Origin of the sequence: Vibrio mangrovi (genome assembly GCF_024346955.1) — a bacterium.
GTDB classification, from domain to species: domain Bacteria; phylum Pseudomonadota; class Gammaproteobacteria; order Enterobacterales; family Vibrionaceae; genus Vibrio; species Vibrio mangrovi.
Map to the genome: position 1 here is coordinate 1,676,523 of NZ_AP024883.1, position 21,569 is coordinate 1,698,091.

Genomic DNA, 21,569 nt, shown 5'->3' on the forward strand with positions numbered 1-21,569 from the left:
TTATCCTCCCAAACAGGAATGGAATGTAGTCTGCCTTGGTATTGAAGGCATCTGGGGCTGCTTCAAATCCAGACAAACACGATTGATTTAAACTTAACGTTTTAAATAATGCTGATACGTGTATTTTTCCGGATTCAGGCTTGTTCTCGTATACTCAAAAATTCTTCCATCGCTAAGTTTTCCAACTGAATGGATACGAATCAGAGGTCTATCTGGAGACACATCTAAAGAAGTGCAGATATTTTCGTCCGGCATAATCGCTTCAAAATCTTGAATTGCACCGTCAATTTTAAAACCCAAATCTTGTTCTAAATATTTGTATTTAGACCCTTCTAGCGAAAGAAGATTGATTTGTGGGAACAAGGCAACTGGCATATATGAATCTTCGTAAATCGACGGGATATCATCGATCAACTTAATACGACGGATAAAGTACACCTTTTCTGAAGGGGCTATTTTTAAAAAACTGGCTATCTTTTCATCCGGAGACATCAACTGAAACTCCACAACCTTATAAACCAAACGCTTATCCGAATCCGCAAGCATTTCTTTGGTTGTAACAAGGTTCGACATGGAATTGGCCATCGCTTTACTAATCACGCTAGAACCTGAACCCTGGCGTGTTTCGACCAACCCAAGTTTAACAAGCTCTTCAATAGCCTTACGTACTGTACTCCGGCTGACCGAATAGAGTTCAATCAGCTCTTTCTCTGTAGGCAAGGAATCTCCAATTTGTAACTCATCCGAATCAATACGAGCCTTTAGATCCAGCATTACTTTCTTATACAGCATGATTCCCCCTTTGTTTGTTGCCAATCATTATTACATACAAAAGATACAAATCAATAACCAATTAGCCCTTATCAACCAAAAGTAACTTGCCCATTACTCATCATAGCTTGTTACTAATTTATATCTTTAAAAATAAATTGATCATGATCTCGATTCTATTTAGTTTAATTTGTTATTTATTTGTCATTATGAATAATCACCAAAGCAGACATCATTACTAAATGAAAAAGAAACAAAAATACGGTGGTCATATGAACATAGAGAAGATATCCAGAGACTTGATTCCCTTATTGGGAGGGAAAGAGAACATTAGTAGTGCCGCTCATTGTGCCACTCGATTGAGACTCGTCCTTGTTGATGATAGTCAGTTAAACCAAGCAGAAATCGATAACGTTGAAGGTGTTAAAGGTTGTTTTGTCAACGCCGGACAAATTCAGATCATTTTTGGGACAGGGCTAGTCAACAAAGTGTATGCGGAGTTTGTTTCTCAGATCGGTTTAAGTGAAACATCAAAGGCTGAGCTCACCAATATCGCGACACAAAAGCTTAATCCTTTTCAGCGCATAGCCCGACTTTTATCAAACATCTTCGTACCCATTATTCCGGCTATAGCATCAGCAGGTCTACTCATGGGATTGCTTGGCCTTGTTCGTTCCAATGGTTGGGCAGCACCCGACAGTGCATTATTTATCATGTTGGATATGTGCAGTTCCGCTGCCTTTATAATTTTGCCGATCCTGATTGGTTTTACCTCCGCTAAAGAATTTGGCGGTAATCCATTTCTAGGTGCCGTTTTAGGGGGCATTCTGACTCATCCGGCGTTAACTAATGCCTGGGGAGTGGCTTCCGGCTACAACACCATGGACTTTTTCGGTATTGATGTGGCTATGATTGGCTATCAAGGTACTGTATTTCCAGTGCTACTCGCCGCTTGGTTTATGAGTAACGTTGAGAAGCAGCTGCGTCGTATTGTTCCTGATTCTATCGATCTTATCGTTACCCCTTTTGTTACAGTCATCCTAACTGGTTTTGTCGCATTGTTGTTCATAGGTCCTGTCGGGCGAGCACTCGGTGATGGCATCACTCTCTCACTCAGCTTTATCTATGAACACATTGGCTGGCTTGCTGGTTTTTTGTTTGGCGGTACCTACTCAATGATTGTCATTACCGGTATCCACCACAGCTTCCATGCAATTGAAGCTGGCCTGCTAACCAACCCTGAAGTGGGAGTAAACTTCCTGTTACCTATCTGGTCGATGGCTAACGTGGCGCAAGGTGGCGCATGTCTTGCGGTAGCATTTAAAGTAAAAGATACCAAAGTTAAGGCCATAGCCGTTCCAGCGGGCATTTCCTGTATGTTGGGCATTACAGAAGCGGCTATCTTCGGTGTGAATTTACGCTATGGAAAACCATTCCTTGCGGCACTTATTGGCGGTGCTTTGGGCGGTGCATACGTTGTATTAACCAAAGTTGGTATGACAGCCGTAGGAATGACAGGTATTCCGGGCATGGTTATCACGCAACCTAGTAGTTTGCTGAACTATATTATTGGCATGTGTATCGCCTTTGGAGGTGCATTTGTTATTTCTTACCTCATCTCTGCGGTTAACAAAAAATAAGCACGAGTTATTCGTTTTCACTTTGCAATATAGATATAAGAAGAGATTTGTTTATGTATAAGATTTTTTATCAACCCGAAGGCTACTGGTTTGGCGACTGCATGCCCTATTGTGAAGATGGTGTGTTTTATCTTTACCATCAGCGTGATACTCGTAATCCAGGCCCGATGGGCGAACCTTTTGGCTGGTCACTTTGTACCACATCAGATTTTCGCCATTATCAAGAACATGGCACTGCGATAGAACATGGTTCAAATGATGATCAAGACCAGTACATCTATGCGGGTAGCGTGTACCAAACATCCCAAGACACCTATACCGCTTTCTATACGGGCGCCAATAAAATATTCAAAAAGAAAGGCATTCCTTCGCAAAAGCTAATGCAGGCAACTAGCCATGATTTAATTAATTGGCAAAAGAATGGGAATGCAGAACAGATCGTGCCACAAGAAGGCTACGACGTATTTGCTTGGCGTGACCCGTTTATTGTCTGGAATGATGAGAAAGAAGAGTATTTGCTGGTGCTCGGAGCCAGAGCCCCTAGTGATAACAGAGAACGTACCGGTCGTTTAGTTTCTTTTACCAGTAAAGATATGAACAAATGGGACTTTCAGGGAGACTTCTGGTATCCGGGATTGTTCACCATGATTGAAATGCCTGAGCTATTTAAAATTGGCGAGTGGTGGTATCTGATTGTTTCTGAGTTCAGTGACAAAAACAAAATGATTTATCGAATGAGTCGCAGCCTCGATGGCCCTTGGATTGCACCTCATGATGATGCTTTTGATGGCAGAGCATATTATGCAGGCCGCACAGCGACGAATGGCTCCAATCGTATTCTCTTCGGATGGGTGCCAACAAAAGAGAATAATGATGATTTGGGCAACTATGAATGGGGAGGCACTTTCGTTCCTCAAGAAATTTACCAACGACCAGACTACTCGCTGGGCGTAAAACCTGTTAAATCGGTACTGGATGCATTTTGTATTAAGACGGCGTTGGCAGATGTCCATTTACAAACGATTGATACTCATAAAACACATGTTCTCACTGAGAACAGTTCAACCTGTTTCACTCTTGAAGCAACCGTGAAAATTGCAGCAGGTACTCGTGGTTTCTCTATTTTTATTTATGGAAATGAATTGGAAGAGGCTTATGAATACCGTTTTTCTCTTAACGAAAAACAGCTTACTTTCGACAAAACACCAAACTGGCCTTGGTACCAATATATGAATAAGGGACTGGAGCGACCAATTAATCTGCAAAATGATACCGAGTACAAACTATGTATCATCGTTGATGACGATATCGCTGTTCTGTACATCAATGGCACGGCATTGAGTGTTCGAATGTATCAAAAACCGGGCACAAATCTTAGTGCCGGAGTTACCGATGGTGATATCGAGTTAACTAACATTGTGTTGTCTAAACTGGAACAATAACGGATAACGGTGATGGTCATCTAAAATAGATGTCCATCACTGTTTATAACCACCAATATAGTAGCCACTTTTAGAATGAGAAAAAGTATGAGATTTCTTAGCTCAATTCACCCCGACATTGTCGGGGTGTGGATAGAGACGGCCAGATAAAACAGGCTATCTATAAAGCAGAAGCCCCATTGCGGGGCTTCTTAGACATCTGCCTGAGCAGATGTTTTGGGGGAGCCGGAGATTATTTCTTGGTTTCTTCCAGATTATTCAGAACGCGATCTGAATACCAGTCGATAAAGTTAATTACACCGAACTCAAACGTTTGTGAGTAAGGTCCTGGCTCATAACCAAGTGAGTTGATACCACGTTGGTTCTCTTCACCCAGAATACGGTCCTGATCGTTGGTAGCATCCCAAACCTGACGCAAACGCTCCGGATCATAATCCTGACCTTCGATTGCATCTTTGTGCACGAACCATTTGGTTGTCACCATACTTTCCTGAGCCGAAATCGGCAGTACCCGGAAGACAATGAAATGGTCACTTTGCATGTGGTTCCATGAGTTTGGTAAGTGCAGGATACGCAGAGAACCAAGTTGACGGTTTTTGATGCGGCCCAGCAGTTTTTCACAACCCTGATTACCGTCAATGGTCATTACTTCTGTGCCTTCTTTCAACGGCATACGGACCAGTCGGTTACGGACACCGAAGTTTTTGTGCTCATGAGGAATTTTCTCTGCATCCCATTCACTCGCCATGCGTTTGTAGTGAGCAAGGAACTCTTCAGAAGCGCGAGGATCGTTTGTATCATCCCATTCCAGCAGCGTATTCAGAAGCTCTGGGTGGCTACCGGCACAGTGATAACACTCACGGTTGTTTTCGATAACCAGTTTCCAGTTGGCTTTTTCGTACATGTTGGATTCAACCGCAAGTTTGGTGTTTTCCACATCATACGGTTCCATGTACTCTTCAAGTGTTGCCAGAAACTCATCGAAATCAGATTCAGGTGGGGTATCGCCCATACAGATAAAGATAAATCCGCCAGCTGTTTTACAGTGAACAGAGCGCAGCTTATGTTTTGACATGTCAAAATCATCGCCCATTTCTGTTCCTGCATAGAGCAGATTACCTTTAGTGTTATAAGTCCACTGGTGGTAAGGACAGACAAGGTTCGCAACTTTTCCCCGGTGTTCCAGACAGATGCGGGAACCACGGTGCCGACAGGTATTGTGAAAAGCATTCACGGAACCATCAGCATCACGGACAATCAGAACCGGGTTTTGAGCAATCTCAACAGTAAAGTAATCACCTTTACTGGGGATTTCACTCGTCATCCCGACAAACAACCATTCCTTCTGAAAGATCTCTTCCACATCAATCCGGAACATTAACGGATCATTATATAAGGGACGTGGTAATGAGTAATTCGGTTTACGTTCACTCAGTAGTTCGGTCATTTTATCGCGGGCTATATCCAAACTTGCATAGCTAATATTGAGTAAATCATTCTGTGTCATTGCTTCTATCTTCTTATCAGGGGGTTAGTGTTATACCCGAGCCGGGCTTCCTTGCTACATGTCTCAATCCCCGCCCTTACAAAAAATAAGGGAATGAGTCAGTGTCTTGGCGTATCGTGCACGTTTATATTATTCAGGAAGAGTCTATACACGACATGTAATGATGCTGTTTGAGACAAAGAGAAAAAAAAAACAAAATAAATGACTGTATTAGACAATAGGACGTCGTTAAGAGATAAATGCATTTTTGCGTATGCCTGAACAATACGACCAACCTCCATGGAGGGATATAATAATACAACACCGTTGCGGAGATGCCGGATATGAATACCCCGAACAACACACTTGCCCTTAGTAGTGCATTTATTCCCGTCACGACACAGACATGGAGTAATGGTCGTCATATTGTAAGATGTGTGAAGACTATACAAGAAACGTGGGATACCAAGACATTCTGTTTTATGGCTGACCAGCCAATAATGTTCTTTTTTAAGCCGGGTCAATTCGTGACGTTGGAACTTGAGATTGCCGGAGAACAGATATTCCGTTCATATACGATATCCAGTTCACCGTCTGTTCCTTACAGCTTCTCTATTACTGTGAAACGCGTGCCGGGTGGTCTGGTGTCAAACTGGCTGCATGACAATATGGAAGAAGGGTTTGAATTGGCTGTTCATGGCCCGGTCGGAAACTTTAACAGTATCGACTTCCCGGCAGAAAAAATCCTGCTGCTATCCGGTGGTGTAGGGATTACGCCGGTGATGTCAATGGCGCGCTGGGCTTATGACACCAATACGGATGTGGATGTTGTTTTCGTCCACAGTGCCAGAACACCACGAGATTTGATTTTCCACCGTGAGCTGGAATTCATGTCTTCACGGATTTCTAACTTCAGCCTGCACCTGATCTGTGAAAGGCTGGAATCGGGGCAGAACTGGTCTGGATACCGGGGCTTTTTCGATGAAATTAAACTGAAAATGATTGCGCCTGACTTTATGGAGCGGGAAATTTTCTGTTGTGGACCGACACCTTACATGAATGCAGTGCGCACCATGCTGGAAAATGTCGGTTTCGACATGCGTAACTATCATGAAGAAGCGTTTGGTGCAACACCGGATGTGGTTGAAGAACAAGCAGTTCACGATGCTGAAATTGCAGCCGAAGAAGCAGATGCAATCCTGCCGAGTGAAATGATTGAAGTCGCATTCACTGCCAGCGATAAGACAGTGCAGATTGCTCCCGGAGAAACCGTTCATGCGGCTGCTGCGAAAGTCGGCCTGACGATTCCTAAAGCTTGTGGTATGGGAATCTGCGGTACCTGTAAGGTGAAGAAACTGCAAGGTGAAGTCGAGATGACCCACAATGGCGGTATTACTGATGAAGACGTCGAAGACGGATATATTCTGTCTTGTTGCAGTGTGCCACAAGGTGATGTGGTGGTTGAATACTGATCGCCGGACAAAATCGAATTGGCTAATTGCTGATCTGTTGCCCGCACATTTAAATTACCGAATCCCCGGACTATGCTCCGGGGATTTTTTATAGTGTTTTTGAAGTAGTTGCCGGAACCAATTGGGGATTACTGTCCGTTTGAGCAATTTTAGCATGTGACAATGAGGTATTTTCGCGTATAATAACTTGTTTGTTTTTATTTTAAGTTATTGATATTTATAGAGTTTGAGATGATCATATACAAAGAGTTTACATTTGAAGCCGCCCATCATCTGCCTCATGTTCCTGAAGGCCACAAATGTGGGCGTCTTCATGGGCACTCTTTTCTGGTCCGGGTTTGTGTCGAGGGTGAAGTTGATCCTCTGACTGGCTGGGTCATTGATTTTGCAGATATTAAGTCTGCATTTAAACCGATTTATCAACGCCTCGATCACTATTATCTGAATGAGATTGAAGGGTTGGAAAACCCGACCAGTGAAGTATTGGCCCGGTGGATCTGGGACGAACTGAAACCGAATCTGCCACTGCTCAGTCAGATTGAAGTGAAAGAAACCTGTACGGCAGGGTGTGTCTACCGCGGAGAATAATACTCTGGCAGGAACTGTCAAAGATACACCTGACTAAAACGCCCTTCGTAATGAAGGGCGTTTTGATCAGTATATTGTACGGTTGATTCTGAATTTAGCAGGTAACTTTGACCGCCAGGCCACCTTGTGAAGTTTCACGATATTTCGCATTCATATCTTTGCCGGTTTCCAGCATGGTTTCAATGACCTTATCCAGAGAAACCCGTGGTGCAGATGAGCGTCTCAGTGCCATTCGGGTTGCATTGATTGCTTTGACCGCTGCAATACCGTTTCTTTCGATACAGGGAACCTGAACCTGCCCGGCGACAGGGTCGCATGTCAGACCGAGGTTATGTTCCATCGCAATTTCTGCGGCCATACAGACTTGTTCCGGGCTTCCGCCTAAAAGTTCTGCCAGCCCGGCAGCTGCCATGGAGCAGGCGACGCCCACTTCTCCCTGACAACCCACTTCGGCTCCGGAGATAGAAGCATTGCGTTTATACAGGCCACCGATAGCTCCGGTGGTCGCCAGATAGCGGATGTAATCCTGTTCGTGAACAGTCTGAATGAATTTGTCGTAATAGGCGAGTACCGCAGGAACAATCCCACAGGCTCCGTTGGTCGGTGCAGTAACGACACGTCCGCCGGCGGCATTTTCTTCATTGACGGCAAAGGCATACATGTTTACCCAATCGATCACAGCCATCGGATCGTTTGATGTCCGTTCAGAGGTTTGTAGTTGCTGATTGAGAGCCGCTGAGCGTCTGGGCACCCGTAGCGGTCCGGGCAGAATCCCTTCGGTTTTCATGCCTCTTTCCATACAGTCCCGCATGGTCTGCCATACTTTACTCAAGTGAGCATAGACTTCTTCCTGGCTACGCAGGGCTTTTTCATTTTCGATAACCAGCGTACTGATAGATAAACCGGATTCACGACACTGGCTAACCAGTTCTGAGGCGCTGGTATAAGGATACGGTACTTTATCAGATGATTCGATGGATTGTCCGAAATGCTCTTCATCGACAATGAATCCACCACCGATCGAGTAATAGGTTTTGGAAAAGATGCATTCATCATTCTGCCAAGCATGAATTTTCATCCCATTTTCATGCAGAGATAAATTGCTGGTATGGAAGGTGATTCCATCTTCTCTCAGAAAATCAACCTGATGGTCATAGCAGGCGATAGGTAGCTTTTCAGTCTGTTCGACCTGATGAATAAATGCAGGGATTTTATCGATTTCTACCGATTCGGGGCTATTTCCGGCCAGTCCGAGAATAGTTGCAGTATCGGTCTGGTGTCCTTTCCCTGTCAGTGACAGCGAACCATAGACATCAACCGTAATCTTGGTCACATTGGGCAAAAGTGCTTTCTGGTATAGCTCGTCAATGAACTGTTTCCCGGCCTTCATTGGCCCTACCGTATGAGAGCTTGAAGGACCTATGCCGATTTTAAAAATATCAAAAACACTAATCATAGATGGCTTACTCACAAACAGCTTATATCAACAAAAATAACAGCAAAATATCGTTTCACCCAGACATGACTCAGTGGTGTCTAAGCGGGTTGAAATCGCGGGGGAGAGTACATGACTCCTCCTGTCTGCACAACTGATAATATGCTTAATTCATGGATATTTTCAGTATATATGAACTGCTTCAAAGTGCGAGGTTTGTTCAGATGAACTCTACTGCAAAAAACATCATGAAAGGTCGGCTGTTCCTAGAAACTAAGCCCGATATATGCACCGTACATACGGTATTCATTTTTACCACTGTCAGCCGTTCTGTAATACCGGGCATAGCTCGCCAGCCGGAGATTGAGGAATGAAAGTTCCACGCCGACTTCAGGATAAACACCGATGCTCAGATCAGAATCACAGTCTCTGTAATCGTAATTGTTTTGCGCATAGTTGTAGTATTTGTCGCATTGTTTATGCTCACCGGTAAAGAAGCCCGCTCCCATATAAGCTTTTAACGGCCAGGTGCCGGTTGTTAAATGAAATCCTGCGTTGAGTCCTTCGTAAAGATTCTGATCATGGGCGAACCACATGGCAGCGACATTAAACTCTGTGAAATCTGTATAGGGAGCCCGGAATCCAACTTCGAATACACCACTCTGGTTTATATCCTCATGCAGATATCCTATATAGCCAACCCGATCTCCTTCGGCTGCATTGGCATAGAGCGTTGAGAGACATAATGGCATGAATAAAAGAAATTTTCTGAACATGATTAAATTCCAAAAGTACCTGAAAGGAGTAGATGAAATCACTATTTTCAGGAAATGAAAAGACAGTTGGCGCTTTTATAGCAAAATAGTTGTTATGAAGCATGAGTCTTATAGATTCCCCGTGTGTATCTGTTTTTGTAGCGCATGAACAATCTGAGCTGTGGCTCCCCAGATAAAATGCCGCTGATAAGGAATAGCGAAAACCTTGTGGCGGGCATTTTTAAGAACAAACGTATCGTGGTGCAGATTGCGGGGATGCAGCAGATAATCTGCCGGTACTTCAAATACTTCATCGACCTCGCCGGGTTCGATAGTGACCTGATAATCCGGGGAAACGAAAGCCAGTACAGGGGTGATAGAGAAGTAGCTGATAGTCTTCAGTTCTGGCAAACAACCAATTAGTTCAACATGGCGGTGAGCAAGTCCTATCTCTTCCCAGGCTTCTCGGATAGCAGTTTCGTAAACGGATGCATCTCCCCGTTCGCATTTTCCACCAGGAAAACTGACCTGACCGGGATGATGTTTGAGCTGTGCTGCGCGCTTGGTAAATATAACATTCAGTCCGGATGGTCGTTCGACAAATGCAACCAACACGGCAGCCTTACGTAAGTTATGGTCCGGAATATGGGCGACACGCTGTAGTGATTCTGCTGAGTAATCACCGGGCTGGCGAAGCTGAAAGTTTCTTAAAACAGTCATTCGGGTCAGATGCATCTTCACTCTCGGCTATTCATTGCGGGAAACTGTTCCGGAATGAAAAATCAATAGATTCTGTTATTGCAATTATCATCACTCTGATTGTAACGATAGCACAGGTAATATCCGGCTGAGTTTGTCGAATGTTTCCTGATATTCACTTTCGCAGACACTATCTGCCACAATACCACCGCCAGCCCAGACGTAAAGCCGGTTATGGGTTGCAATCAGCGTCCGGATGGTAATGCTGGTATCCATCTGACCATCCCGGCTGATATAACCGATACTGCCGCAGTAAACACTCCTGCGGTGAGGTTCCAGCTCTTCAATGATTTCCATCGCCCTGATTTTGGGTGCTCCGGTAATTGAGCCTCCCGGAAAACAAGCCCGCAGCAGATTGGCTGACGTATAGCCATTGCCCAGTTCAGCTCTGATCGTGCTGACCAGATGGTGGACCGCCGGAAAACTTTCTATATCAAATAACTTCGGAACATGGACACTACCCGGTTTGGCTACCCGGCCAATGTCATTGCGTAGTAAGTCGACGATCATCAGATTCTCGGACTGATCTTTCTCTGCTGTTGCCAGTGCTTGTGCATATTGCTGATCAAGGTGTTTATCAGGGCTGCGTGGCCTTGTTCCTTTGATCGGTTTGGTCTCAATAATGTGATCTTTATACTGGAGAAAACGTTCAGGAGAGATACTTAAAATCACGCCTTCTTCAATACGGAGATAAGCCGAAAACGGTGCCTGATTTTCATTTTCCAGCCGTTGATAGGCTTCCCATTCACTGCCGGTGTAGTCTGCCTGAAAACGCTGAGTCAGATTGATCTGATAGCAGTCTCCGGCGTGCAGATATTCATGAATGGCATTAATTTTATCCCGGTATTCTGAAGCAGTCATGTTGGCCTGCCAGTCTGATGTCAGATAAAAAGGATGTTGCACGACGGTTTGCTGAGCGTTGAGCCAGTTTTCTGCCGCTTCGACATTCATGCCGACAAAAGCCGCAGTTTGTTGCTGGTGGTCAACAACCAGTGCCCAGGTATAAATGCCGACAGCCATTTCCGGCATAGAAATATCATGCTCTGCATATTCAGGTAACTGTTCGACCCGCCGCCCTAAATCATAAGCAAAATAGCCGAGAGCGCCGCCAGCGAAAGGAAAGTCAGTGATTTCATCAAGAAAAGGGACATATTGATGCTGATATCGTGTCAGCAGTTCAAATGGATCATCCGGTGAAGATGTCCGGGTTTCTCCTTCCTGAATTAATGTAACTGCTCCCTGCGTTTTTAATGTTGCTACTGGCTGAGCAACTAAAATATCGTAGCGGCTGTCTATATGTTCAGATGGTGAACGCAGCAACATCGCCCAGGGCAGATTTTCGATGCGTGAGAAATACTCTGGAGCGAGTCGGGGATGATAAGTGATCGATTTGTGTTCAATAGGTCGGTTAGTTGCATTCATCATGGCTGGTCATTTGTATAAACTGTGACGAAAAGTCTGATCGCCGCATGGCTTGTTGATGAAACCAAGAGTATCATAAAAAGCAATGACTATAAGTAATATAAGCCCGTGAAATCTCCGGTGAATGATACGGTTTGGCTGCTTTTTAGCCATAATTTTTCATCCGGAGTCACCCGGAAGCAAACATAATGAGGTAAGCAATGACGCTAATTCGTAAGGAAGATGTGATCAGTAGTGTGGCTGATGCGCTTCAGTATATCTCTTACTATCATCCGCTTGATTTTGTCCAGGCCCTGAAAAAAGCATATGACCGTGAAGAGAGTCAGGCTGCGAAAGATGCTATCGCCCAGATTCTGATTAACTCCCGCATGTCCGCCGAAGGTCACCGGCCAATCTGCCAGGATACTGGCATTGTCACCTGTTTCGTCAACATTGGGATGAATGTTCAGTGGGAAGGCGATATGACCGTTCAGGAAATGGTTGATGAAGGTGTTCGTCAGGCATATACCAATCCGGACAACCCGTTAAGGGCGTCGGTACTGCATGACCCGGCAGGTAAACGGATCAACAGCCGCGATAACACACCTGCTGTCGTTCACGTAAATATGGTTCCCGGCGATAAAGTTGAGATTCAGATTGCTGCCAAAGGCGGCGGTTCTGAAAATAAAACCAAAATGGTGATGCTGAACCCTTCGGATGATATTGCTGAGTGGGTTGAAAAGACATTGCCGGCAATGGGGGCGGGCTGGTGTCCGCCGGGGATGCTGGGAATCGGCATCGGTGGTACGGCAGAAAAAGCCGCCGTACTGGCGAAAGAATCTCTGATGGAACATATTGATATTCAGGAGCTGATCGATCGCGGCCCGCAAAATTCTGAAGAAGAACTACGTCTGGATATCTTCAACCGGGTAAATCGACTGGGTATTGGCGCACAGGGACTGGGCGGTTTAACCACTGTCGTTGATGTGAAGATTAAAACGGCACCGACACATGCGGCATCCAAGCCGGTTTGTCTGATCCCGAACTGTGCGGCAACCCGTCATATTCATTTTACTCTGGATGGTAACGGACCGGCTGAATTTGTTCCGCCAAAACTGGAAGACTGGCCGGATATTGTCTGGGAAGCCGGAGAAAACACTCGCCGGGTTAACCTTGATAGTGTCACGAAAGAAGAAGTCCGCAGTTGGAAAACCGGTGAAACACTGCTGTTGTCCGGTAAGATCCTGACAGGCCGTGATGCGGCACACAAACGTATTCAGACGATGCTGCAAAATGGTGAAGGTTTACCGAAAGGTGTCGATTTGAAAGACAAATTCATCTACTACGTTGGTCCGGTTGACGCGGTTCGTGATGAAGTCGTTGGCCCTGCCGGCCCGACAACCTCAACCCGGATGGATAAATTCACCGATATGATGCTCGATGAAGTTGGTGTAATGGGCATGATCGGAAAAGCAGAGCGGGGCGCAGCAACGGTTGAGTCAATCAAAAACCACAAAGCGGTTTATCTGATGGCTGTCGGTGGTGCTGCTTATCTGGTCGCGAAAGCAATTAAGAAAGCCCGTGTGGTTGCGTTTGAAGATCTCGGAATGGAAGCGATCTACGAATTTGAGGTCGAAGACATGCCGGTTACTGTTGCGGTTGATTCCAACGGTGTCAACGCACACCAGACTGGTCCGGATGTGTGGAAAGTGAAGATTGCGGAAGCAGGTAAATAGATTTTATCCACAATGCATCGAAGCCTCTGATAAATTCAGAGGCTTCTTTATTTCAAGCGCTTATTTAGCAGACGAAATACTTTAAATTTTTACCCAGTTTGGTATGGTCTGCTACCGGTTAATTTTTACGAGAACAGTCATGCAGTGGTTAAAGAAGATCATCCTGATTGCCGCCATCATCGTCGCCAGTCTTTACATGGCAAGTGTTGGGTTTCTGACTTACCTGTTTTCTTCTGCTGATGACAAGCCGCAGGAGCAGCAGGTTGTAGAACAGAGCGTAGTCTCTGAACCTGCAAGTGCAGAAAATCAGTAATTTGAAGTTACCGCGAACTTAAGCGTTAACCGGAAACTTCAGAAGGCAAAAAGCAGGGTGGCAAGTTGTACATCCCTGCTTTTGTTCCCTCCGATTTGGTGGTTGCTATCTGTTTTTCTCTTCAGTTTTCTGGCTGTATGAGCCGGTTTCTACCGGAACCTGATAAACCTCTTCCTGAATCACTGACGCCAGATTTAAGAATGTCTCATAAGTGGAGCTGAGTAATAATCGATTTTCCAGCCACTGGGGAATATGACCCGCGGCACTTCCCTGGCCCTGATAGGTGACCTGAACCTGCTGCTGGTTGAGTCGGATAACCTGCCATTGTCCGATGACATTCTCCATCCGGACATAGCCTTTCTCCAGTGGGTAATCCCCGCCGACATCCCGGACACTAATCGTTAGTTGTTGTGTCTGATGATCATAGTGAATGACCGAGTCGATCAACATATCCCGGTCTTCTACCGGCCAGGGAGCACTGTAATACACATGAATAACACGTTCATTGGCGGAAGGTCTGGCCTCAATGACGAGCCGCCGACAGTTCGCAATCCAATCTGGCCCTCGTTGTTCATCATGCAGTAAGGCAATCAGTGCCCCTGGTTCCGCCTTAACAATGGCAACTGCTCTGACTGCCATCTGCTCTGTTTCCGTTATCCGGGAATAAACTTTAACTGTGCCGTGCTCTTTATAAAGTGTCCATGGCTCAGTTGCATGTGCAGGAAAAAATGTATTCAGGATGTTCAGTGCAGCAAGTAAGATGAGTCTTCGCATATAACGTCCTTCAGGATTCTCAAAGTATTTCAGGAGTGCGTTTCCGTTATCTTAGCGGGTTTGCGGAGAAACTTCTTGAGATAAAAGGAGTCTGTCGCGCAGGTTTCATACCGAAACCGGAATGACTCTGGTGAGGTGGCGCCAACTGGTCCGATTAATGCGGGCATTGGAATGGTTGCAGGAAGCTAAAGCGGGTGGCTGGGTTGCACAGTCATGTGGTTATCACAGTACCAGCGCGTTTATTGCTGTGTTTCAGCAGTATTTAGGATGTTCGCCGGGAAGAGTACTCATCACATGATCAAGGAATGAGATAAATACAGAAGCAATAGATTTTGTGTAAAATATAAATAACTTGAAAGATAGATACGTTCAGAGCATACCATAAGGAGCTATATGTGATTGTTGTTGCCCGGTTTTCTTTTCCACATGAGGCTCATATTGCCAAAGCCAGTCTGGATAGTGCAGGTATTGAAAGTTATATCGCTGACGAGTATACCGTGAATACACAATGGCTATATTCTGATGCTATTGGCGGTGTTCGTTTAATGGTGGCAGAAGAAGAAGCATATGAAGCCTGCCAGTTATTGAACAGTGACTTCTCAGAATCAGTAGAAAGTGAAGCTGATGTGATTGAGGAATCAAAGGATATATGTCCTCACTGTGGTAGCTCTAATCTGGTTGTGTATACCAAAGGTAAGCGTCCGGCCTTTCTGGTTTTTTTATTGCTTGGTTTTCCATTGTTTTTTTACAAACATGGTTACAAGTGTAATGAATGTGGCATGTTTAGTGAAAAGCTTTGAGTGGTGGTATCACGATAAATAACCATTCTCATGGTTAATATGAAAAAAGCGAGCTCTCCAGCCAGAGATCTCGCACATTGTCATTCATAATCATTAACGCCGGGAAATTTTTAAACGCTGGCCGAACAAATTGATCAGAGCGCCGGAGACAATCATCGCACCGCCCAGATAAGTCCAGAGTGATGGAATCTCGTTAAAAGCAACCACACCAATCAGGATTGAGACAATAATCTGCACATAGGCAAATGCTGAAGCTCTGCCGGCATCTTGCGTCTGCATCGCTTTCGTCAGGCCGTACTGACCAACCTGCGTGAATACCCCGACCAGAATCAGTAAAATAATGAGATTGAAATCTGGCATGATGAAATCATCACCAATTAACAGAGAAGAAACCGGGAGGGCGACCAGCGGAAAATAAAAGATGATGACAGAACTATCTTCAGTCCGGCTGAGCTTTTTCACAATGACATAAGCAATCGAGCTGCCGAATGCACCGAGTAAGGCAAGTAAGACACTTAATGGTGGAAGTGCTGTGCTTATCTCGGTCCCGGAATCGGATTGCAGGATAAAATACAGGCCGAGCAGACACATGACAATGCAGATCAGGGTTGCTGGCTGGATCCGTTCTTTCAGAAAGATGACCGCCAGGAGTGCTGTAAACACCGGGTGCATGTACTGAAGAATGGTCGCTTCGGCCAGTGGAAGTGTGGTCACGGAATAGTAAACACACATCAGGGACGCAGTTCCGACAGCACCACGGGCAAAGAGTAACTTATGATTGTTTCCCCAGATGGAGATTTTTTTGCGCTTTACATCCAGATAACTGATGATAAGCGACACCAGTGCTCTGGCGGCGACAATTTCAAAAACAGGAACACCGTACTGACTTCCGGCTTTGACACAGGCAGACATCAAAGCGAAACCCAGAGCAGAAAGAAACATAAACCGGACACCTATCGGGAAAATAGGTTGTTGAGATGATTTCATTTTTACAACAGATTACATCGAAAGTGAGAGGCTATACTGTACTCTGCTTATTATGACTTGTCTCTCTTTGGTTAGAAATTTTCAGTGAGTGTTTTCTACATGAATTACGATGAATACAATGATTTTTGCCGTTCATTACCGGCGACGACTTATGTGATGCAGTGGAACGATGCTCATGTATGGAAAGTCGGTGGGAAAGTTTTTGCGATTGGCGGACTCGCTGCAAACGGTCAGCCGGCATTTACTTTTAAAACCTCAGAACTTAACTTCGATTTTCTCAGTGACCAGTCAGGGTATAAACCCGCGCCTTATTTTGCTTCCCGTGGGATGAAATGGATCCAGCATTATCGAAGTACGGCTGAAACCGATGAAGAACTTATGTATTACCTGAAAGAGTCCTATCGGCTTGTTTCTCTGGGGCTGAGCAAACGCAAGCAGAAAGAACTGGGATTGAATCAGGAAACTCCGGTCTGAGGTGTTAAGACACTTCTTTCAATGATTGTTGCAGGCATTTGAGCTTGCAGATAGTCAATTAAACTTCTGACAGAAGGCAGCATTCCTTTGGGCTTCGGATAGAGCATATGAATGATATGCCCTGATGCATGCCATGGAGGTAAAACCTGTTCCAGCAGACCTGATTTCAGTGCCGCCGATACGATAGGTTCCGGCATCAGTGCAACACCAATACCATGAATGGCAGCTTCTAACTGGACCCGTAAGTCTCCGGTCGCCAGTCTGGGTTCCAACTGTAAGATCTGATGTTCTGATTCCCGGCGCAATGGCCAGTGTGCCAGCCGGTCCTGCATATCCGATAAGCGACTGATAATTTGTAATGTGTGTAGTGCTTCCGGGATTTCCGGTCGGCCTGACAGGTTGAGATAATTCGGGCTGGCGACCATGATCCGGCGAGCCTGTCCCAGTTCTCTTGCCACATAGTTGTTCGAGTCTTCTATCTGATATTGGGCTCTCAGAGCAATATCGAATCGCTCTTCAATCAGATTCACGTGGCGGTCAGTCGCATCTAATATCACCGTGACTTTCGGATACGCAGCCATATAACCCGGCAGAATCGGAGCAAGATAATTTTGTGCCAACAGGACCGGACAGCTGATCCTGATTGTACCGGTCGGTTCGGATTTGAGTTCCAGAATACTTTCATAGGCACTTTGCGCACCTTCAATAATGAACTGACAACGTTCGTAAAAGAGTGAGCCGGCTTCGGTTAGCGTCACTGAACGCGTTGAACGCTGCAGCAGTAAGACACCAAGTCGTTTTTCCAGTGCGGCAACTCTCCGGCTGAGCCGGGTTTTTTCAATGCCGGTCGCCCGTGCCGCTGCTGTGAATCCCTGATGCCGGACAACGGCTGCAAACAGGGCGAGATCATTTAAATCATCCATTCTATTGTTGCATTTATGCACTAATCTGGGGTGTTTTACTAACTTATCAACGAAATGGTGCAACGGTAAAGTAAAAACTGTGAAAATAACATCAAAGGTATCGAATATGACACTGACCCGACTGCCCGTTGCCGGTGCACCGAAAAAACCATTGGCACCACTGCGAAAAATTGCGATTGAAGAACACTTTATGAACCCCGATGCCATGCATCCGGAAGAAACTTTTAACCCTGTCGAATTTGCCAGAGTCAGCGGTCTGGAAACAGAATTTGTTCAGGTGGTGATGCAGCGCATGAAAGATCTGCATCATAAACGAATTGAAGAAATGGATGCGGCAGGAATAGATGTTTCGATTCTGTCGTTGACGGCTGCAGGTATTGAAGGAATTGCCGATGCCGGCAAGGCGATTACTGCTGCCCGGAAAGTCAATGATGCACTGGCAGAAACCGTTGCCCGGAGCCGGGGACGTTTTCTTGGATTTGCCAGCCTGCCGCTTCAGGATACGGATGCAGCATTACAAGAGCTGGAACACGCTATCGGTGAGCTTGGTCTGAAAGGCGTGATGGTTAATGGTTATGTACAGGATCCTGACAAACGGATTGGACATTACCTTGATGAAGCCCGTTTTGCGCCGGTGTGGGAAGCGATTGCTGCACTGAAAGTCCCGGTTTATATTCATCCCCGGCCGTCACTTCCTCAGGTTCGGGAAACACTTTATGCCCAACATGCCGAGCTGGCTGGTGCAACCTGGGGATTTGCGCCGGAAACCGCCACTCATGCTCTGCGTCTGGTCTATAGTGGTTTGTTTGACCGGCATCCGGAGTTAACGGTAATTCTGGGACATCTGGGAGAAACATTACCGTATTTCTCATGGCGGATTCAGCGCTGCTTCGAGTTTAATCCGCTTGGTCATCAGGTCAATAAGCGTTTACAGGATTATCTGTGTGAAAACTTCTATATCACCACCAGTGGCAATAATTTCGATCAGGCGTTGATTTGCGCCATTCTGACGATGGGAGCAGACCGGATTATGTTTGCCAGTGATTATCCGTTCGAAATGTCAGATGATGCAGCCCGTTGGATTGAAACCGCACCGATCAGTGAAAATGACCGACGGAAAATAGCATATGGCAATGCTGAGCAGTTATTCGGGCTTCGTTAATACCCGGCTAATTATTTAGAGATGATATGAAGCACATCCTGTCAGGAAAGGGTCATCATTACCGGGATAACAGAGCTGAGGCTGCATTTTAAGGTCGGTTGGGTATATAATCAACGGCTTAAAACAGAGCAGAGTAAGTGAAGGCGGAATAGATGCGGCAGATCGGTCAGGATGTTTCGGAGTTGATTCAGCGTGGGCTGGATTCGAATATAAAAGTAGCGGTAACCGGTCTTTCCCGGGCCGGAAAAACTGCTTTTATCACATCATTGCTGAATCAGATTCAGTATCTGTCGACACATCACCATTTACCTTTTCTCGCTGCAAGTCAGGAACAGCGTATCATTGGCACCAAACGGATCCCGCAACGGAATCTGATGGTTTCAAGATTTGATTATGAGCAAGCGATTGCAGCGTTACAAAGTGATCCACCAGACTGGCCGGCACCAACAAGAGATGTAAGCGAAACCCGGGTTGCAATCAAGTACCGTCCGGAAAAAAGAACTAAGCGTTTGCTGGGAAAATCCCTGACGTTACATATCGATTTGATCGATTATCCGGGAGAATGGCTGCTGGATTTGCCATTGCTGGAGATGAGTTTTGAACAGTGGTCAACTCAGCAGACTCAACAGTTGAGTGGTACAAGAAAAGAGATGGCAACTGCGTGGATGGCAGCCAGTCAGTCTCTCAATTTGAATGATGAAGCGGATGAGCAGTTACTGGCTGGTATTGCCAGTGAGTTCACGGACTATCTACATCGTTGTAAAGCGGCCGGGTTACACTGGGTTCAGCCCGGTCGCTTTGTTCTGCCGGGAGAACTGGCTGGTGCTCCGGTGTTGCAGTTTTTCCCGTGTCTGCAACCCGAGGGGAATGTCTCTCGTCGTTCACTGACCCGACGTGCCACAACAAACTATGAAGTATTGAAGGCCCGTTATGAAGAGTATCAGTCGAAAGTCGTACAGGGCTTCTACCGGGAATACTTTTCAACCTTTGATCGGCAGGTGGTGCTGGTGGATTGCCTGAGCCCACTGAATGCCGGACATGACTCTTTTCTGGATATGCAGCATGCGCTGGTCCAATTGCTGCAAAGTTTCAAATATGGTCGCAGTGGTCTGCTGTCGCGACTATTTTCTCCCAAAATTGACAAAGTGCTGTTTGCCGCGACAAAAGCCGATCATGTGACTCCGGACCAACATGCTCATTTGCTGCATTTACTGAATCAGATGGTTCAGCCTGTGTGGCAGAATGTATCCTACGAAAATGTTGCCATGGAATGCATGACCCTCGCTTCGGTTCAGGCGACACGGGCCGGCTATATTGCAACGCCGGAGGGTAAAATGCATGCGATTCAGGGAACGACACTTGGCGGAGAAAGTGTGACACTGTTTCCGGGGGAAGTTCCGGAAAAACTTCCTTCACCGGGGTTCTGGCAATCCCACAGGTTTGATTTTACCGAATTTCGTCCATGCGCTGTAGAAAGTGGTCAGCCATTACCTCAGATCCGTCTGGATGCCGTGCTGGAATATTTAATCGGAGATAAATTGCGATGAGTCGTTATCAACCGAAGCGTGTGTTCAAACAGGAACTGGAATCATCTGATGAGAAAACCTCGGCGTTGCTGGCAAACCAGCAATTTCATGATGAGACTTTTCTCCCTGCCGAGTCCGGAACAACATCCGGATCTGAAGCGTCGGAATATACTCCGGCTGATTTGGCAGCGGTTATCCGGCCTAAAGGCAAAACACGTTGGTTCCGACGACTGACCGGATGTACTTTTGTCGGACTGGTGGGCTGGCAGGCGGTCGATACGGTGATTTCGGCATATCAAGCCGGAGAATGGCTGACATTAGGCTGGACTGCTTTACTGACAGCTTTGGGATGCGCCGGTATCAGCGGGTTGTTTAAAGAGTTTCTGACCCTGCGTTCATTGAGAAAGCATTTCAGCCGTCAGTCTGAAGCGGAAGTTTTGATTCAGTCACAGAGTGTTGGTCAGGCAACAGAGCTGTGCCGTAAAATTATCGATGGTGCTGCGAGCCATCAGTCTCTCAGTCAACCGCACATTGAACCGCAACATATTGCCGAGTGGGAAAAACATCTTAACAGTGCTTATAACGACCGGGAAATCCTGGATCTGTTTGATCTGTTTGTGCTGAAGCATCTGGACGAGAAAGCAATCCAGCTTATTTCCCGTTATGCGACGGAGTCGGCGGCGTTGGTTGCGGTAAGTCCACTGGCTGTTACGGATATGTTGCTGGTTGCATGGCGAAACCTGTCCATGATTAACCGGCTTTCCGATCTTTATGGTGTCCGTCTCGGTTATTGGTCCCGGATTCGTTTGTTGCGGACAATGTTTGTCAATATGGCTGCTGCCGGAGCCAGCGAAATTGCGATTGATGCCGGAACCGATCTGCTGTCTGCCGGACTGGCCGGGAAAATATCAGCCAGAGCCGGGCAGGGCGTTGGCGTTGGTATCCTGACAGCCCGGCTGGGGCTTCAGGCTGTGACACTTCTGCGGCCACTTCCCTGGGTGCCGGAGCGTAAGGCGAAACTGACCAGTGTCAGAAAAGCGGTCGTTTCCCGGGTTTTGGGATTGATAAAATCCTAGAACGACCACAATGCGGAGTAAGGTATTGCTTCGGTAATGGTTGGTTCTC

The 21,569-nt window shown here is 46.1% G+C and carries 21 protein-coding genes; 12 read left to right on the forward strand and 9 right to left on the reverse strand.

Translation table 11 applies throughout. The annotated features are described in order from the left end of the window. Positions 1 to 93 precede the first annotated feature (93 nt). A complete protein-coding gene (locus OCU74_RS07540; protein WP_087479138.1) occupies positions 94 to 792 on the reverse strand; it encodes a GntR family transcriptional regulator in 699 nt (232 codons plus the stop codon). Between the two features lie 221 nt (positions 793 to 1,013). Here OCU74_RS07540 and OCU74_RS07545 point away from each other — a divergent pair, with 221 nt between their 5' ends. Beyond that, positions 1,014 to 2,411 carry a sucrose-specific PTS transporter subunit IIBC gene (locus OCU74_RS07545; protein ID WP_315972454.1) on the forward strand — a complete coding sequence of 466 codons (1,398 nt, stop codon included), beginning with the start codon at positions 1,014 to 1,016 and terminating at the stop codon, positions 2,409 to 2,411. A 53-nt stretch (positions 2,412 to 2,464) separates the two neighbouring features. After that, positions 2,465 to 3,853, forward strand: a complete 1,389-nt coding sequence (locus OCU74_RS07550; protein WP_087479139.1) for a GH32 C-terminal domain-containing protein — start codon at positions 2,465 to 2,467, stop codon at positions 3,851 to 3,853. 232 nt (positions 3,854 to 4,085) lie between these two features. Here OCU74_RS07550 and OCU74_RS07555 read toward each other — a convergent pair whose 3' ends face one another. Continuing rightward, positions 4,086 to 5,360, reverse strand: coding sequence for an aromatic ring-hydroxylating oxygenase subunit alpha (locus OCU74_RS07555; RefSeq protein WP_087479140.1), 1,275 nt, complete (start codon positions 5,358 to 5,360; stop codon positions 4,086 to 4,088). Between the two features lie 323 nt (positions 5,361 to 5,683). Between OCU74_RS07555 and OCU74_RS07560 the strand changes: the two genes are divergently transcribed. Further along, positions 5,684 to 6,811, forward strand: coding sequence for a hybrid-cluster NAD(P)-dependent oxidoreductase (locus tag OCU74_RS07560; protein WP_087480063.1), 1,128 nt, complete (start codon positions 5,684 to 5,686; stop codon positions 6,809 to 6,811). A gap of 231 nt (positions 6,812 to 7,042) precedes the next feature. Then, positions 7,043 to 7,399: a 6-carboxytetrahydropterin synthase QueD gene (gene queD, locus OCU74_RS07565; RefSeq protein ID WP_087479141.1), complete on the forward strand. Its 357-nt coding sequence runs from the start codon at positions 7,043 to 7,045 to the stop codon at positions 7,397 to 7,399. 94 nt (positions 7,400 to 7,493) lie between these two features. On the opposite strand, the gene OCU74_RS07570 is transcribed toward queD, so the two are convergent. From OCU74_RS07570 to pabB, 4 genes are all read right to left on the reverse strand, one after another. Further along, positions 7,494 to 8,855 carry an L-serine ammonia-lyase gene (locus OCU74_RS07570; RefSeq protein WP_087479142.1) on the reverse strand — a complete coding sequence of 454 codons (1,362 nt, stop codon included), beginning with the start codon at positions 8,853 to 8,855 and terminating at the stop codon, positions 7,494 to 7,496. 245 nt (positions 8,856 to 9,100) lie between these two features. Continuing rightward, entirely contained in the window at positions 9,101 to 9,610 is a 510-nt protein-coding gene (locus OCU74_RS07575) for a hypothetical protein (RefSeq protein WP_087479143.1), read from the reverse strand. Positions 9,611 to 9,718: 108 nt separating this feature from the next. Further along, a complete protein-coding gene (locus tag OCU74_RS07580; protein ID WP_087479144.1) occupies positions 9,719 to 10,324 on the reverse strand; it encodes a CoA pyrophosphatase in 606 nt (201 codons plus the stop codon). Between the two features lie 75 nt (positions 10,325 to 10,399). Next, positions 10,400 to 11,773 carry an aminodeoxychorismate synthase component I gene (pabB, locus tag OCU74_RS07585; RefSeq protein WP_087479145.1) on the reverse strand — a complete coding sequence of 458 codons (1,374 nt, stop codon included), beginning with the start codon at positions 11,771 to 11,773 and terminating at the stop codon, positions 10,400 to 10,402. 197 nt (positions 11,774 to 11,970) lie between these two features. Between pabB and OCU74_RS07590 the strand changes: the two genes are divergently transcribed. Further along, positions 11,971 to 13,485: a fumarate hydratase gene (locus tag OCU74_RS07590; protein WP_087479146.1), complete on the forward strand. Its 1,515-nt coding sequence runs from the start codon at positions 11,971 to 11,973 to the stop codon at positions 13,483 to 13,485. Positions 13,486 to 13,624: 139 nt separating this feature from the next. Continuing rightward, positions 13,625 to 13,798: a hypothetical protein gene (locus OCU74_RS07595; protein WP_159457370.1), complete on the forward strand. Its 174-nt coding sequence runs from the start codon at positions 13,625 to 13,627 to the stop codon at positions 13,796 to 13,798. Positions 13,799 to 13,903: 105 nt separating this feature from the next. Here OCU74_RS07595 and OCU74_RS07600 read toward each other — a convergent pair whose 3' ends face one another. Then, entirely contained in the window at positions 13,904 to 14,572 is a 669-nt protein-coding gene (locus OCU74_RS07600; protein WP_087479147.1) for an START domain-containing protein, read from the reverse strand. A gap of 91 nt (positions 14,573 to 14,663) precedes the next feature. Between OCU74_RS07600 and OCU74_RS07605 the strand changes: the two genes are divergently transcribed. Continuing rightward, a complete protein-coding gene (locus OCU74_RS07605; protein ID WP_261856167.1) occupies positions 14,664 to 14,870 on the forward strand; it encodes a helix-turn-helix domain-containing protein in 207 nt (68 codons plus the stop codon). A 97-nt stretch (positions 14,871 to 14,967) separates the two neighbouring features. Further along, the gene (locus OCU74_RS07610) at positions 14,968 to 15,372 is read left to right on the forward strand and encodes a putative signal transducing protein (protein WP_087479149.1); all 405 of its coding nucleotides are present in this window, start codon (positions 14,968 to 14,970) and stop codon (positions 15,370 to 15,372) included. A 93-nt stretch (positions 15,373 to 15,465) separates the two neighbouring features. On the opposite strand, the gene OCU74_RS07615 is transcribed toward OCU74_RS07610, so the two are convergent. Then, a complete protein-coding gene (locus tag OCU74_RS07615; RefSeq protein WP_087479150.1) occupies positions 15,466 to 16,359 on the reverse strand; it encodes a DMT family transporter in 894 nt (297 codons plus the stop codon). Between the two features lie 99 nt (positions 16,360 to 16,458). Between OCU74_RS07615 and OCU74_RS07620 the strand changes: the two genes are divergently transcribed. Then, entirely contained in the window at positions 16,459 to 16,833 is a 375-nt protein-coding gene (locus tag OCU74_RS07620; protein WP_087479151.1) for an MmcQ/YjbR family DNA-binding protein, read from the forward strand. On the opposite strand, the gene OCU74_RS07625 is transcribed toward OCU74_RS07620, so the two are convergent. Beyond that, the gene (locus OCU74_RS07625) at positions 16,815 to 17,756 is read right to left on the reverse strand and encodes a LysR family transcriptional regulator (protein WP_087479152.1); all 942 of its coding nucleotides are present in this window, start codon (positions 17,754 to 17,756) and stop codon (positions 16,815 to 16,817) included. The genes OCU74_RS07620 and OCU74_RS07625 overlap by 19 nt on opposite strands. A 106-nt stretch (positions 17,757 to 17,862) precedes the next feature. Between OCU74_RS07625 and OCU74_RS07630 the strand changes: the two genes are divergently transcribed. The 3 genes from OCU74_RS07630 (at position 17,863) to OCU74_RS07640 (ending at position 21,520) form a co-directional block, all read left to right on the forward strand. Next, on the forward strand, positions 17,863 to 18,918 hold the full coding sequence (locus OCU74_RS07630; protein ID WP_087479153.1) for an amidohydrolase family protein: 1,056 nt from the start codon (positions 17,863 to 17,865) through the stop codon (positions 18,916 to 18,918). Between the two features lie 152 nt (positions 18,919 to 19,070). After that, complete coding sequence (locus OCU74_RS07635) at positions 19,071 to 20,465, forward strand: YcjX family GTP-binding protein (RefSeq protein ID WP_087479154.1); 1,395 nt, start codon at positions 19,071 to 19,073, stop codon at positions 20,463 to 20,465. Beyond that, positions 20,462 to 21,520 (forward strand): YcjF family protein, encoded by a 1,059-nt coding sequence (locus OCU74_RS07640; protein WP_087479155.1) that lies wholly within the window; start codon positions 20,462 to 20,464, stop codon positions 21,518 to 21,520. The genes OCU74_RS07635 and OCU74_RS07640 overlap by 4 nt, the downstream gene beginning before the upstream one ends. Positions 21,521 to 21,569 lie beyond the last annotated feature (49 nt).

What these genes read in the sequence shown, in the direction of transcription:
- OCU74_RS07540 (WP_087479138.1), bottom strand. Translation starts at nt 792, where the DNA reads ATGCTGTATAAGAAAGTAATGCTGGATCTAAAGGCTCGTATTGATTCG.
- OCU74_RS07545 (WP_315972454.1), top strand. Translation starts at nt 1,014, where the DNA reads ATGAAAAAGAAACAAAAATACGGTGGTCATATGAACATAGAGAAGATA.
- OCU74_RS07550 (WP_087479139.1), top strand. Translation starts at nt 2,465, where the DNA reads ATGTATAAGATTTTTTATCAACCCGAAGGCTACTGGTTTGGCGACTGC.
- OCU74_RS07555 (WP_087479140.1), bottom strand. Translation starts at nt 5,360, where the DNA reads ATGACACAGAATGATTTACTCAATATTAGCTATGCAAGTTTGGATATA.
- OCU74_RS07560 (WP_087480063.1), top strand. Translation starts at nt 5,684, where the DNA reads ATGAATACCCCGAACAACACACTTGCCCTTAGTAGTGCATTTATTCCC.
- queD (WP_087479141.1), top strand. Translation starts at nt 7,043, where the DNA reads ATGATCATATACAAAGAGTTTACATTTGAAGCCGCCCATCATCTGCCT.
- OCU74_RS07570 (WP_087479142.1), bottom strand. Translation starts at nt 8,855, where the DNA reads ATGATTAGTGTTTTTGATATTTTTAAAATCGGCATAGGTCCTTCAAGC.
- OCU74_RS07575 (WP_087479143.1), bottom strand. Translation starts at nt 9,610, where the DNA reads ATGTTCAGAAAATTTCTTTTATTCATGCCATTATGTCTCTCAACGCTC.
- OCU74_RS07580 (WP_087479144.1), bottom strand. Translation starts at nt 10,324, where the DNA reads ATGCATCTGACCCGAATGACTGTTTTAAGAAACTTTCAGCTTCGCCAG.
- pabB (WP_087479145.1), bottom strand. Translation starts at nt 11,773, where the DNA reads ATGATGAATGCAACTAACCGACCTATTGAACACAAATCGATCACTTAT.
- OCU74_RS07590 (WP_087479146.1), top strand. Translation starts at nt 11,971, where the DNA reads ATGACGCTAATTCGTAAGGAAGATGTGATCAGTAGTGTGGCTGATGCG.
- OCU74_RS07595 (WP_159457370.1), top strand. Translation starts at nt 13,625, where the DNA reads ATGCAGTGGTTAAAGAAGATCATCCTGATTGCCGCCATCATCGTCGCC.
- OCU74_RS07600 (WP_087479147.1), bottom strand. Translation starts at nt 14,572, where the DNA reads ATGCGAAGACTCATCTTACTTGCTGCACTGAACATCCTGAATACATTT.
- OCU74_RS07615 (WP_087479150.1), bottom strand. Translation starts at nt 16,359, where the DNA reads ATGAAATCATCTCAACAACCTATTTTCCCGATAGGTGTCCGGTTTATG.
- OCU74_RS07620 (WP_087479151.1), top strand. Translation starts at nt 16,459, where the DNA reads ATGAATTACGATGAATACAATGATTTTTGCCGTTCATTACCGGCGACG.
- OCU74_RS07625 (WP_087479152.1), bottom strand. Translation starts at nt 17,756, where the DNA reads ATGGATGATTTAAATGATCTCGCCCTGTTTGCAGCCGTTGTCCGGCAT.
- OCU74_RS07630 (WP_087479153.1), top strand. Translation starts at nt 17,863, where the DNA reads ATGACACTGACCCGACTGCCCGTTGCCGGTGCACCGAAAAAACCATTG.
- OCU74_RS07635 (WP_087479154.1), top strand. Translation starts at nt 19,071, where the DNA reads ATGCGGCAGATCGGTCAGGATGTTTCGGAGTTGATTCAGCGTGGGCTG.
- OCU74_RS07640 (WP_087479155.1), top strand. Translation starts at nt 20,462, where the DNA reads ATGAGTCGTTATCAACCGAAGCGTGTGTTCAAACAGGAACTGGAATCA.